At 75.1% G+C, this 12362-nt stretch carries 11 protein-coding genes; 6 read left to right on the forward strand and 5 right to left on the reverse strand.

The features are described 5' to 3' along the window. Positions 1-93: 93 nt before the first annotated feature. Both AC230_RS05055 and AC230_RS05060 read right to left on the reverse strand, forming a co-directional pair. Positions 94-594, reverse strand: a complete 501-nt coding sequence (locus tag AC230_RS05055) for a gamma-glutamylcyclotransferase family protein (protein WP_078870954.1) — start codon at positions 592-594, stop codon at positions 94-96. Positions 595-613: 19 nt separating this feature from the next. After that, complete coding sequence (locus tag AC230_RS05060; RefSeq protein WP_049714680.1) at positions 614-1912, reverse strand: streptophobe family protein; 1299 nt, start codon at positions 1910-1912, stop codon at positions 614-616. Positions 1913-2025: 113 nt separating this feature from the next. Between AC230_RS05060 and AC230_RS05065 the strand changes: the two genes are divergently transcribed. From AC230_RS05065 to AC230_RS05090, 6 genes are all read left to right on the forward strand, one after another. Next, entirely contained in the window at positions 2026-2736 is a 711-nt protein-coding gene (locus tag AC230_RS05065; RefSeq protein WP_241833075.1) for a DUF998 domain-containing protein, read from the forward strand. Between the two features lie 95 nt (positions 2737-2831). Next, a complete protein-coding gene (locus tag AC230_RS05070) occupies positions 2832-3782 on the forward strand; it encodes a PrsW family intramembrane metalloprotease (protein ID WP_049714681.1) in 951 nt (316 codons plus the stop codon). A gap of 193 nt (positions 3783-3975) precedes the next feature. Beyond that, complete coding sequence (locus AC230_RS05075; RefSeq protein ID WP_049714682.1) at positions 3976-5229, forward strand: amidohydrolase; 1254 nt, start codon at positions 3976-3978, stop codon at positions 5227-5229. Between the two features lie 189 nt (positions 5230-5418). Further along, positions 5419-7026 (forward strand): sensor histidine kinase, encoded by a 1608-nt coding sequence (locus AC230_RS05080; RefSeq protein WP_241833076.1) that lies wholly within the window; start codon positions 5419-5421, stop codon positions 7024-7026. A gap of 29 nt (positions 7027-7055) precedes the next feature. Beyond that, entirely contained in the window at positions 7056-7706 is a 651-nt protein-coding gene (locus tag AC230_RS05085; protein ID WP_049714684.1) for a response regulator, read from the forward strand. A 109-nt stretch (positions 7707-7815) separates the two neighbouring features. Continuing rightward, positions 7816-8121, forward strand: coding sequence for a hypothetical protein (locus AC230_RS05090; protein ID WP_049714685.1), 306 nt, complete (start codon positions 7816-7818; stop codon positions 8119-8121). 18 nt (positions 8122-8139) lie between these two features. Here the strand turns inward: AC230_RS05090 and AC230_RS05095 are convergent, their stop codons facing one another. The 3 genes from AC230_RS05095 to AC230_RS30750 all read right to left on the reverse strand — a co-directional run bounded on the left by AC230_RS05095 (position 8140) and on the right by AC230_RS30750 (position 12344). Then, a complete protein-coding gene (locus AC230_RS05095; RefSeq protein ID WP_049714686.1) occupies positions 8140-9288 on the reverse strand; it encodes a permease in 1149 nt (382 codons plus the stop codon). A gap of 122 nt (positions 9289-9410) precedes the next feature. Next, positions 9411-9779: a hypothetical protein gene (locus AC230_RS05100; RefSeq protein WP_049714687.1), complete on the reverse strand. Its 369-nt coding sequence runs from the start codon at positions 9777-9779 to the stop codon at positions 9411-9413. A gap of 162 nt (positions 9780-9941) precedes the next feature. Next, positions 9942-12344: a phosphotransferase gene (locus AC230_RS30750; protein WP_078870956.1), complete on the reverse strand. Its 2403-nt coding sequence runs from the start codon at positions 12342-12344 to the stop codon at positions 9942-9944. Positions 12345-12362 lie beyond the last annotated feature (18 nt).

Consider the following 12362-nt stretch of genomic DNA (forward strand, 5'->3'; position numbering starts at 1 on the left):
ATCGCTTCGGAGTCGCCCGAGTTCGGATCGGCTCAGGATGTGAGACGGACGGTGACGCGGTGCGCGGACGCGGTCACCCGTACCGCCCGGCGGTCACCCCCGCCACACGCCGCCCGGTACGGGCCTGCCGGTGACGCGGAGTCGGCGCGCGACGCGGTCGGAGGCGAGGTACACCCACGCGCGGGCGGTGCCGCCCGTCCCGGGCACCACTTCGCGCTCGACCCGGTCGAAGAGGTTGCCCGGGTCGCCGGGCACGCAGCCCTCCAGCTCGTCGAGGCCGGCGAGCAGGGCGTCGTACCGGGCGGGGTCGAGCGTGACCAGGACGCCGTGGACCTCGCCGTGCGGCGCCGCCACCGCGTGCGGGTAGCCCGGCCCCTCGTAGAGCACCGCGCCGGCCAGCCGGGCCGGCACCTCCGCGACCGTCCGGCCGCGCAGGAACCAGGCGTGGTTGCGCAGGCCCGGCATGAGCGTGCCGTAGACGAAGAGGGGCAGCCGCCGCGCTTCGCCGGCGGGCCGTCCCCGGTCCGGCGGGTGCCGGGGCACGTTCGCCGCGGCCTGCCCGTCCCGCGGGCGCCGGGGACCGTCCGCCGTCATCGCCCGTCCCCCCTCTCCGTCACCCCCGGCCCGGCCGCCCCGGGCCCGTACCGCGCATCCTTCCCCCGCGGCCCCCGCCCGGCACCACCCGCGCCGCCAGGCCGCCCAGTACCCCGGCCACCAGCCCCCACAGGGCACCCAGGCCGCACAGCCGGGGCAGCAGCGCGCGCAGGCGCACCGCCTGCCCGAACGTGCCGAGTTCGCCGATGCCCAGCAGCGACAGGCCGTAGCGGGCCGAGAGCCCGGTGGCGGCACCGGCGGCCCACAGGCCGGCCGCCAGTCCCACGGCGAGGCGGACGCCCTGCCGCCACAGCGGCGCGGGGAAGGCACGGGCCGTCAGGAACCCCGCCGCGGCCAGGGCGACGGCGGCGACGGCCACCAGCACCCAGGCCCGGCCGTCGTGCCGGGACAGCGACGCGAGGTCCACCGTCGCGTCCGCACCGCCCCCTTCGCGCAGCACCGCGGCGAGGGCGGGTGGCACCGGCAGGCCGATGCCGGCGCCGGGCACGCCGCCCTCCCACGCCCCGCCGAGGCCCACGCCGAGCGCGAGCCACGCCAGGTTGGGCAGCCCCAGCAGGAGCACGGCCGCCGTCCGGGCCGGGTGCCCGTGCGCAGCCGGCACGGCCAGCCCGACGGCCAGCCCCAGCAGCACGTACCCCAGCAGCAGCCCGGACACCGCGCGCACCGCCGGACCCGCCGCCTCGCGCAGCCGCATCAGCGGCGCGGGCAGGGGCGTACGGCGCGAGACGCAGACCGCGACGGCGCTCACCGCCAGCAGCCACACCAGGCCCCAGCCGAGCGTCGTGCCCACGTCCGCGCGGAACCCCGCCGTCGGCTGCGCGCCGAGCACCTCCCCCAGCTCGTCGAGGAGCGAACTGCCCAGCCCGACGCGGAAGGTGTGCCGGCCCGCGCGGGCGATCCCGAGCAGCGCGAGCAGCCACAGGACCGTCGCGCGGGCGGCGCGGGCCGGCAGCTCCGCCGGGCCGGACGGCGGTCCGTGCCGGGGCGGTCGCAGCAGCGCGGCGCCCGCGGCGAGCGCCCCGGCCAGCGTCACCGACAGCGGCACGGCCGCCAGCGTGGCGCCCGTACGGCCGAGGAGGCCCGCCCCCGCCGTCACCTCCACCGTCCCGCCCACGGCGGACGCGACCGTGGCCGCGAGCACCGCCGGGAAGGCGCCGGACGGCAGGCCGGCGGCGCCCGCCGCCCACAGGCCCAGCGCGGCGACCGCGCCCATCGCGGCCAGGGCCGCGGCGACCACGGCCAGGGCCTCGGCCCAGGCGCGGGGGGAGGGACGGAGCAGCGGGGTCGGGGGGTTCACCGGGATCGCGCGCCTCCCGTCCGGTGCGTCCGATGGCGGCCGGCTCCACCGTACGTTCCCCCGGCCGCGGTCACCCGCCTGCCGGGGCAGCCGGGGGACGGGCGGCCGTCCGCTTGCGGACCCTTCGGTTCCGCCCCACACAATGGCTCCGGGGCGGGACCTCCGGGCACCCCGGTGCCCCGACCGTCAGGAGGGACGCCCTGTCGTCCGAACCGCCGCCCGCCGCGCCCGCCGCCGTCGCCCGCCCCGGCGGCGCGGGGCTGTTGCTGGCGGCCGCCGTCGTCTACAACGACTGGCTGCTGGAGTTCGCCCTGCCGACGGGGCTCGATCCGCGCCACTCCTACGTCAGCGAGCTCTACGCCGCCGACCAGCCGTTCCGGCTGCTCTTCAGCGCGCTCGAACTCACCGCGGCGGGGCTGGTGGTGGCCGCGGCCCTGCCGCTCGCCCGCCGCGGGGGCCCGCGGGGGAGGGAGCCGGCGGGGTGGTGGTGCCTGGTGGCGTTCGGCGTCTTCTCCGTGGCCGACGTGATCGTGCCGATGCGGTGCGCGGCGTCGGTGGAGGCGGGGTGCGAGGCGGTCAATCCCTGGCACACGGCGACGAGCGCGCTGGTGCACGCGGCGCTGTTCGGGGCGATGGCGATGCTGCCGGGGCGGAGGGGCGGGGCGTGGGCCCCGGCCGTGCCGGTCGTGGCGCTGGTGGCGGCGGTGTGCACGGTGGGGCCGTTGTTCGGGCACCCCGGGTGGCACGGGGTGGCGCAGCGGGCGCATCTGGGGTTGGTGGGGGTGTGGCTGGGGGCGGTGGGGGTGCGCCTGGCGAGGCGGTGAGGTGGCGGTGCCGCCGCCCACAGCCCCGTGCGCCGCGCTCACCCGCTCGGCCCCCACCAAGCGCGCGCCCCCGGGGACAGGCGTCTGATGAGGACATGTCCTCGCCTCACCCACCCCAGCCACCCCACTGGCCGCCCCGGACGGAGCCCCCCGCCCCTTCCCGCCTCTGGCTGCGCTGCCTCCTCGGCGGACTCGCCCTCTGGGTCCTGGCCGTGATCGTCACGTTCACCACCCAGAACACCAACCTCCTGCCGACCCTCATCCTGCTCGGCAGCTTCCTCACCCCGGGCTGCTTCGCGCTCTGGGCCGCCGAGCGGTACGGGCAACGGCTCGGCGCCGGCCTGCTCATCGGCTGCTTCGTGGTGGGCGGGGTGCTGGGCGTGCTCGGGGCGTCCGTCCTGGAGTACTACCTGCTCCACCCCTCCGTCTGGCTCTTCCTCGGCGTCGGCCTCATCGAGGAGGCCGTCAAGGGCGCGGCCCTCGTCCTCCTCGTGCGGCGCCGCCGCGAGATCCACGGCGTCCGCGCCGGCCTGGTGCTCGGCGCGGCCGTCGGTTTCGGCTTCGCCGCCTTCGAGAGCTCCGGCTACGCCTTCAACGCGCTGTTCACCGTGCGCGGCACCATCTCGCTGCGCGGCCTGGTCGAGACCGAGATCCTGCGCGGGCTGCTGGCGCCGTTCGGGCACGGGCTGTGGACGGCGATCCTCGGCGGGGCCCTCTTCGGCTGCCGCCGCGGCGGGAGGTTCCGGCTCACCGGCCGGGTGTGGGCCACCTACCTGGGCGTGTCCGTGCTGCACGCCCTGTGGGACTCGGTCAACGGCATCGCCGTCTGGCTGGTCTACCAGCTGACGGCCACCGGCTACGAGCGCACCCTCTTCGAGTACGGCTACCTGCCGCGCCCCACGGTCGAGCAGAAGCACCTCTACACGCTCTTCTCGGACGGCGGGCTGCTGATCGTGGCCCTGCTCGGCGTCGGCTGGCTGCTGGCGACGGCCCGCGCCGCCCCCGCCGGCGACCCGGCCGGCGGTCCGCACCGGCCCGGCCCGTAGGCGTCCGTCCACAGGCGTCCGTCCACCATCCGGAGCAGCCCGCGCGACGGCGTCCCCGCGTGCGCCGGCCGCGCCGCGCCGCGCCCGCGGCCCCGCGCACCGCGCCGGAGCGGGCCCGGGAGCGGTGGCGGACTCCCTTCCGCCGGGCGACCGTTGACCCGCGGGGAGCCGATGCGGAGGAGAGGTCGCGGGCATGGCGGACACGATCGCACAGGTGCTGGCCGGACTCGACGAGGCCCGTCGCAGGGAGCTCGCGGCGCTCTACCGCGACCTGCACGCCCATCCCGAGCTGCCGTTCGCCGAGCACCGGACCGCCGCGGAGGTCGCCCGCAAGGTCCGTTCGTACGGGTACGAGGTCACCGAGAGCGTGGGCCGCACCGGTGTCGTGGCCGTCCTCAAGCGCGGCGCCGGCCCGACCGTCCTGCTGCGGGCGGACTTCGACGCCGTACCCCTGCGGGAACGCACCGGGCTGCCCTACGCCTCGGCGGCCGACGGCGTGATGCACGCCTGCGGCCACGACATGCACACCACCTGCCTGGTGGGCGCGCTGCGGCTGCTGGCGGAGGGGCGCGATCACTGGTCCGGCACGGTCCTGGCCGTCTTCCAGCCCGCGCAGGACACCGGCGAGGGCGCGAAGGCGATGGTCGAGGACGGTCTCTTCAAGCGCTTCGGCCGGCCGAAGGCCGTGCTCGGCCAGCGGATGGCCGCCCTGCCCGCCGGGACGGTCGGCTGTCACCCTGGGCCGGCGTTCGCGGCGGCCGACACCCTGCGCGTGCGGCTGACCGGGCGCGGCGGGCACGCCTCCGCGCCCGAGGCCACGGTCGACCCGGTGGTGATGGCCGCGGCCACGGTGCTGCGGCTGCAGACGGTCGTCTCGCGGGAGGTGGCCGGGCGCGACACCGTGATCGTGACGGTCGGCTCGCTGCGGGCCGGCGCCGACGACGGGCTCATCCCGGGCGAGGCCGAACTGCGGTTGGACGTACGGACGTACGACCGCCGGGTGCGCAAGCGCGTCCTCGCGGCGATCGAGCGGATCGTCCGGGCCGAGGCCGCCGCGTCGGGGGCCGACAAGGTTCCCGAGATCACCTCCCTCGACTCCTGCCCGGTCCTGGTCAACGACCCGGACGCCGCGGACCGCACGATGACGGCCGTCGGCTCCGTCCTCGGCCTGGACAACGTGACCGACCCCGGACCGCTGCCCGCCGGCGACGACCTCGGCGTCCTCGGCACCGCCGCCCGCGCCCCCGTCTGCCACTGGCTCCTCGGCGGCTGCGACCCCGAGGCGTACGCGCGGGCGGAGAAGGCCGGCACCACGCTCCGCGACGTCCCCGCCCCGCACTCCGCCCACTTCGCCCCGGTCGTCGAGCCGACCCTCTCCACCGGCGTGACCGCCCTCGTCGCCGGCGCCCTGACCTGGCTGGGCGGCCCCCCGCGCGGCCGCCGCTGACGCGCGCGCCGCCCGCCCCCGCCGCCCGCCCCGCCGACCGTACGACTTTCGTGACACCGGCCCGCGACCTTCGGGGAACGCCGGGGCCCGGGCGCTCTGCTTAGGCTGCCCTCCATGGGTGTGACGCGTGGGGCTCGTGATCTTTGGGCGCGGTGGAGGGACCCGGCTCAGTGGTCACGCCGGCGGGTGGTGGGCGAGATCGCGCTGGCCGCCGGGCTGGCGCTGCTCACCGGGGCCGGCGAGTACCTGACCGGCCAGGGACCGGTCAGGGCGGTCCTGGCCGGTCTCGCCGTCGCCGTGCTGTCGTCGGCGCGGCGCACGCTGCCCGCGACGGTGCTGGTCGCCGCCGGGGCGCTGGACTCGGCGACGAACGGCGGGCTCCTGCTGGTCGTGGCCGCCTGGTCGGCGGGCCGCAGGATCAAGGGCGTACTGCGGGCGCTGACGGCGTTCACGGCGTCGTTCGTGGCCTGCGAGGCGTTCGTCCTCGTCGAGAACCGGTCGCCGGTGTGGATCGCGTTCTCCGTCCTCCTCTTCCTGGTGATGGCGGTCGTCCCGGGCATCACCGGCCGCTACTGGAGCCAGCGGCGGGCCCTGCTGCAGACCCTGCGCGAGCGCAACGCCCAGTTGCTGCGCGAACGCCAGATGATCGCCCGGCAGGCGCGGATGCGGGAGCGGCAGCGGATCGCGCAGGACATGCACGACAGCCTCGGCCACCAACTCGCGCTGATCGCCGTGCAGACGGGCGCCCTGGAGGTCTCGCGGGGGCTGAGCGAGCAGCAGCGCGAGGCGGTCGGGGTGCTGCGCGAGGCGTCGGTGGCCGCCATGCACGAACTGCGCGCGGTGGTCGGCGTCCTCAAGGACGGCACGGTGGAGGAGGCGCGCGCCGAATCCGGGGTCGTGGCCGGCATCGACGGGCTCGTGGAGTCGGCCGCGGCGGCGGGGACGGACGTACGGCTCGTACGCTCCGGCGACCCCCGGCCGCTGGGCGCCCCGGCGGACCACGCGGCCTACCGCGTCGTCCAGGAGGGGCTGACCAACGCGTTCAAGCACGCCCCCGGGGCCCGGATCGGGGTGGGGCTGTACTACGAGGCGGACTCGCTCGTCGTGGAGGTCGTCAACGGGCCGCCGCCCGGGAGCACCGGCGCGGCCGCCGTGAGCGGCGGACAGGGCCTGACCGGGCTGCGGGAGCGCGCCCGGCTGGCCGGCGGGATGGTGCACGCCGGACCGGCGGCGGACGGCGGCTTCCGGCTCGCGGGGGTGTTCCCGTACGGCGCGGGGCCCGGGACGGCCCCGGCCGAGGCGGGCGACGACCTGCGGCAGCAGCCGCCCGCGCCGGGCCCGGACGAGGGCGGGCGGGCCGCCGGGGACGGGCAGGTCATCGACCCGCTCGACCCGCGCGAGGAGTTCCGGCACATCGTGAGCGTCCGGAGGAGCCGGGGATGCCTGGTCGGCTGCGGCGTGGGGCTGCTGTGCCTCGTCGTGCTGGCGGTGGTGGTCGCGCTGGGCATCGGCAAGATCTTCGACGAGATGCGGAAGGCGTCCATGGACCCGGGGCTGTACCGGTCCATCACGGTGGGCACCTCCGAGGCCGAGGTCCGCGGGCGGCTGCCCTCCGGCGACTCGTTCCTGACCTCCGGCGTCCGGGGCAAGGGGCCCGCCGAGCCCGCGGGTTCGCAGTGCCTGTCCCTGCTGTCCACGGACTCCCCCGACGACATCGACCGGGACCGCGTGTACCGCTTCTGTTTCAAGGGCGGGAAACTGATCGAAAAGCGCGAGTTCGTCGTCAAGAACGACTAGCGAGCAGACAGCAGCAATCAGGAGACTCAGTGATCCGCGTCCTCATCGCCGACGACGAGCCGCTCATCCGGGCGGGCATAAGAGCGATTCTGACCTCGGCCGACGACATCGAGGTGGTGGCCGAGGCGGCGAACGGGCACGAGGCGGTCGAGCAGGCGCGGCGGCACCGGGTGGACGTCGCGCTGCTCGACATCCAGATGCCGGTCATGGACGGGCTGACCGCCCTCGCCGAGCTGGGCCGCACGGCCCCGGACGTCCGGGTGCTGATCCTCACCACCTTCGGCGAGCGCGAGAACGTGCTGCGCGCCCTGCGGCACGGCGGGGCCGGCTTCCTGCTCAAGGACTCGGCGCCGGGCGAGCTGATGGGCGCGGTCCGCGCCGCCGCGGCGGGCAACGCGTACCTGTCGCCCGCGGCGACCCGGCACGTCGCCGACAGTCTCGCCGCCGGCCCCGCCGAGGACCGGCGCGAGGAGGCGCGTGCCCGGGTGGCGCGGCTCGGCGAGCGGGAGCGCGAGGTGCTCGCGCTCCTCGGCGAGGGGCTCTCCAACGCCGACGCGGGGCGGCGGCTGCACATGAGCGAGGCCACGGTGAAGACCTACGTCAGCCGCATCCTGGCCAAGCTGGACTGCGAGAACCGGGTCCAGGCGGCCCTGCTGGCGCGCGACGCGGGCCTGGGGTGACCGGCGGGAACGCCGGGCGGGGGGGGCGTATCGCGGGGCGGCGCGGGTCGTTGACTGCGTGAAGGCCCCTTTCGGGCCGAACGTCCCTCGTACGAGAAAAGGATCAATGATGCGTCTTGTCCGTCCGGTCCTCACCGCTCTCGCCGGGCTCGCCCTCGTCCTGACCTTCCCCCTGGAGGCGTCCGCCGCCAAGGGTCCGTTCACCTTCCAGTCCGGGGGCAGGCCGTTCTTCGTCCAGGACCCGCCGGACGGCAAGTGCTTCACCATGAGCCAGGCGGCGAAGAGCCCGCACAACGGGACGGGCGGGCCGGCCACGGTCTTCAGCGGCAAGAAGTGCAGCGGGACCGCGACCCGCATCGCCCCGGGGAAGGAGGGCCCGAAGGGCCTGTCCTTCTCCAGCGTCCGCTTCGGCTGACGCGCCGGGCGGCCCGCCTCACCCGGGCGGCGGGCCGCCCATCCCGCGCAGCATCCCCGCCCCGCCGGTCGCCAGGAAGCGCGCCACGAGCACGGCGGCCACCAGCAGGAAGCCGATGTCGAGGAACGTCGTGTAGTCCCAGCCGACATGCGCCATGGCGACCGTGGCGCCGCCGCGGCCCGGCACCAGGCCCAGGACGGCGAAGAGCGCCTCCACCACCCACCCCGCGACGGCCGCCGCCGCGTAGAAGGCCGCGCACAGGAAGAGCGCCACGCGCCTCCCGTAGTACTTCCGGTAGATGCCGAGGATCGGCAGGATCAGCAGGTCCGCGAAGACGAACGAGACCACGCCGCCGAAGCTGATGCCGCCCTTCCACAGCACCACCGCCAGCGGCACGTTCCCGATCGAGCAGACGAACGAGACCAGGGCCACCACCGGTCCGACCAGCGGCCCCCACACCCGGGCGGCCAGCGGATGCCCGTCGAAGAAGAAGGACCGCCAGAAGGAGTCGGGCACCCACGCGGCGACCGCCCCGGCGGCCAGCAGCCCCAGCACCAGGTCCCGCAGGACCGCCGCCCACTCCATCACGAAGACGTGCGCGGTCGCCGTGAAACCCGCGGGCGACAGCAGCCGGCGGACGAACGACCCCTCGCCGCGTACCGACATGTCCATCGCGGCGTGCCCCTCCATCGCGCCCGCCAGCCCCCGGTCCGCCTGCTCACGGGCCTCCGCCAGCAGCTCCGGGCGCAGGAACGCCCGGAGGAGCACGGCCAGGACGGCGATCATCACCGCGCCCCCCGCGTACTCGGCGACCGTGAACTGCCAGCCCATCAACAGGGCGAGGACGACGCCGAGTTCGACGACGAGATTGGTCGAGGCCACCTCGAAGGCCATGCAGGCGGTGAAGTCGGCGCCCTTGCGGAACAGCGAACGCGCCAGCGCCACCGCCGCGTACGAGCACGATGACGACGCCGCGCCCAGCCCCGCCGCGAGGACGAGGGTGCGCGGACGGGCGTCCCCGAGCGTCCCCGCGACGGTGGCGGGACGGACGACGGCCTGCACCACGGCGGACAGCGCGAAGCCGAGGACCAGGGCCCAGGCGATCTCCCAGGCCATCGAGCCGGTGAGGGCGAGGGCGTGGGTGACGGCGTGCGTGAGGGCGCGCATGGGGGCCACGTTAGCCACCGGGGCCCGGCCGGAGGGGGACGGACGGGACGAAGGGGCGCCCGGCCGCCGCCGGCCGGTGACGGCGGCGCCGGCCCCCTTCGCGCGTCGTCCCGTGCCGCCGCCTACTTCTCCTCGACGACGCAGGTGGTGCGGTTGAGGACACCGACGGTGTCGCTGCCGCAGTTGTTGCTGTCGCCGGAGGCGTTGCGGGAGTCGATGTTGGACAGCAGGCCGCCGCTCGGGCCGGTGAGCCGGTGACCGCCGTGGTGGGAGCCGTGCCGGGTGACACACGTCCGCTCGTCGAGCACGCTCACCCGGCCGGTGCCGCACAGGTTGGCGTGGCCCGAGGAGTTCCTGCCGTCGATGTTGGACAGGAGGCCGCCCGCCCCGAGGTCGATCGTGTCGGCACTCGCGGCACCGATACCGGCGGGAGAGGCGAGGACCGCCACGGCCAGTCCGGAAAGAACCGCGAATCGCTTCAGTGCACCCACTGGTTTCCCTGTCTGTTCGAAGGATGCGGCGGAACTCTCTCCGTCCCGCGCCGCTGGAAATGCGGAGCGCGGCCCCGCACCGCTGTGGACCGCCCCCGTCATGCGAATGGCCTAACGGAATGGGGACGGCACGGTTACGGCTACCGTCGGATGAACAGGAATTCAGTTTCCGTGACCTTCTTCGGCCAGCTCGGTCAAGGCCCAGAGATTCCGCCACCATTGCTCCAGGAATCCGTAGTGGCGGACCGTGTGGGCCACGAAGTAGAGCCCGAAGCGGTTCATCGCCAGGTCCCTGAGGGCGAGCCGGTACCCGGATTCCCACAGGCCCCGGTCGATGGTGGTGCGGGCGTGGGTCTCCAGGGACCTCCGGTGGATTTCGGAGAGTTCCCGCACGACCGTGCCGTTGATGTCCGCCGGGTCCAGGGCGGTGCAGAGCAGCTCCGCCAGATCGTGCTGGGGAATGTGCAGGGTGGCGAGTTCCCAGTCGAAGGCGCACAGCCTGCCGTCCGGCCGGATGGCCAGATTGCGGGGATTGAAGTCGTTGTGCACGAGGGTTCTCGGCATCGCCTCGATCCCCGGCCACCAGCGGTCGGCCGTCGCGACGTAGGAGACGAGCCGTTCGTGGTGCCGGGCGTCGACGATGTCGGGGAACTCCTCCGCGGAGTGGTCGGCCAGGGCCAGCCACAGGTCCCGCATCTCCACCGTGTCCGCGGCGTTCGGCACGTGCCCGATCCACGGCATGCGGCGCAGCGCGGATTCCCTGCCGTACCAGACCGAATGGAGCCGCCCGAGGTCGCGCAGCGCGATCCCGAGGTGCCGGCGCGACCATCCGCGCGCACGGTCCGACGTCTCCATCCGCTCCATGCCGTCGAGGCACTCCATCACGATGACGTAGGTCTCCCGCCGGTCGTCGCGGAGCGTCCTGTGGAGCCCGGGCATCAGGCGGGTGAAGCGGGGGTCCGTCTGCTCGTACACGGCCAGCTCCCGGACGTCGCAGCCCACGAAGCCCAGGCGCCGCTCGAACCTCCGGTAGTGGGTCGCCACCGGCCCGCCGCAGTGGGCGGCCGCCAGGCCGGCCATCTTGATGACCTCCCGGTCGGTGGGCTTGACCTTGACCATGACGTCGACCTTCTCCTCCGTCCCGCCGCGGTCGACCCTGATCTGCACCGGGAAGAGCCCGACGGACTTCTTCACCGTCCGGGAGGTCAGTTCCGACAGGACGCTCGGTCCCATGGGGATCTCGAGGGCCTCGACGCCCGTCACCCTGACGTCCGGCGCCCCCGCGTGCCCCAGCGCGGACTCGAAGAAGGGGCCGTCGAGTTCGTCCGGCCGGAACCAGTCGACGGGCCGGCTGCGCCCGAGGCGTTCGTGGGCGCTCGCGAACTGGCCGGAGACGGCCGCGGAGACCGTGGAGAGGTCGAGGGCGAGGGCGTACCCGGCGATGATCTCGGCCAGGCGCAGCGTGCCCCCCTCTCCGGCGCAGCCCATGACCTCCAGGAGTTCGCGCTGGGCCGGCAGGTGGGTGCCGCCGCCGACGGTACCGATCGCCAGGCCGGGGAGGGTGATGCTGGCGTAGACGCCGTCCGCCGTCCGTTCCAGGATGAACTGGGACGCTCCGGACTCGTGGACGCAGGCGATGTCCTGGCCCGTCGCGGCGAAGACGGCCGCGACGATGTTGGCGGTGTTGGCGTGGGAGCCGATCACGCCGCTGTGGACGGCCCCGGCCGCGATGTGGTGGTAGCCCCGGACCAGTTCGTCGGGGGTGGTCTTCAGGACGCGTTCGACCACGCCCCCGGGCAGGACGCAGTCCGCCGTGACCCTGATGCCGCGGCCCGCCGTCATGGCCTGGTACGAGGACTTCTTGTCGCCCGAGGTGTTCCCTTCGATGATGAAGGACTCCAGGTCCGGGCCGGCCAGTCCGGGGCGGTCCAGGATCCACCGGCAGGCGTGCCAGGTGCAGGCGGTGGTCATGTTCTGGCCCGCCGCGTCCCCGGTCGTGTAGGTGAACCGCAGGTGGACGGTCCTGCCGAGCACCGCGGGTTCGAGCGAGACGAGCGCGGCGTGCCGCGAGACCTCCCGGACGACGTCGCGGAGTTCGCCGAGGTGACCGCGGACCGCCGAGGCGAAGCGGACGGCACTCGTCATCCTGGAGAAGGCGAACACCGGCGCACGCGTCATGCTCTGCGAGACGGCGTGGGTGCTGACCCCGCCCGCCATGCTGACGGCCAGGGCCCCGCGGGTCGCCGACGAGACCAGCGCGCCCTCGGACGTCGCCATCGGCGCGTAGACCTCCCCCCGGACGTTCGTCCCGAGGAACAGCAGCGGTCCGGCGATGCCGACGGGGATCTCGACCCCGCCGACGAACCCCTCGACGTTGCCGGTCAGCCTTCCGGCGTCCAGCTGGGTGTGCTGGAGGGAGTCCAGGTCCAGCCGGGTCGTGGCGCGGAGCCAGTCGAGCCGCTGGAGGCGGGCCGACTCGGTGTAGATCCCCCTGGCGGGGACGTACTTGCCGGCGGGGCGGGACGGGTGTGCCCGCCCGGGGGCTCCCCCTGGACCTGGACTCATGCGGCATCACTTTCTTCT

Origin of the sequence: Streptomyces caatingaensis, assembly GCF_001187435.1 — a bacterium.
Classification (GTDB): domain Bacteria; phylum Actinomycetota; class Actinomycetes; order Streptomycetales; family Streptomycetaceae; genus Streptomyces; species Streptomyces caatingaensis.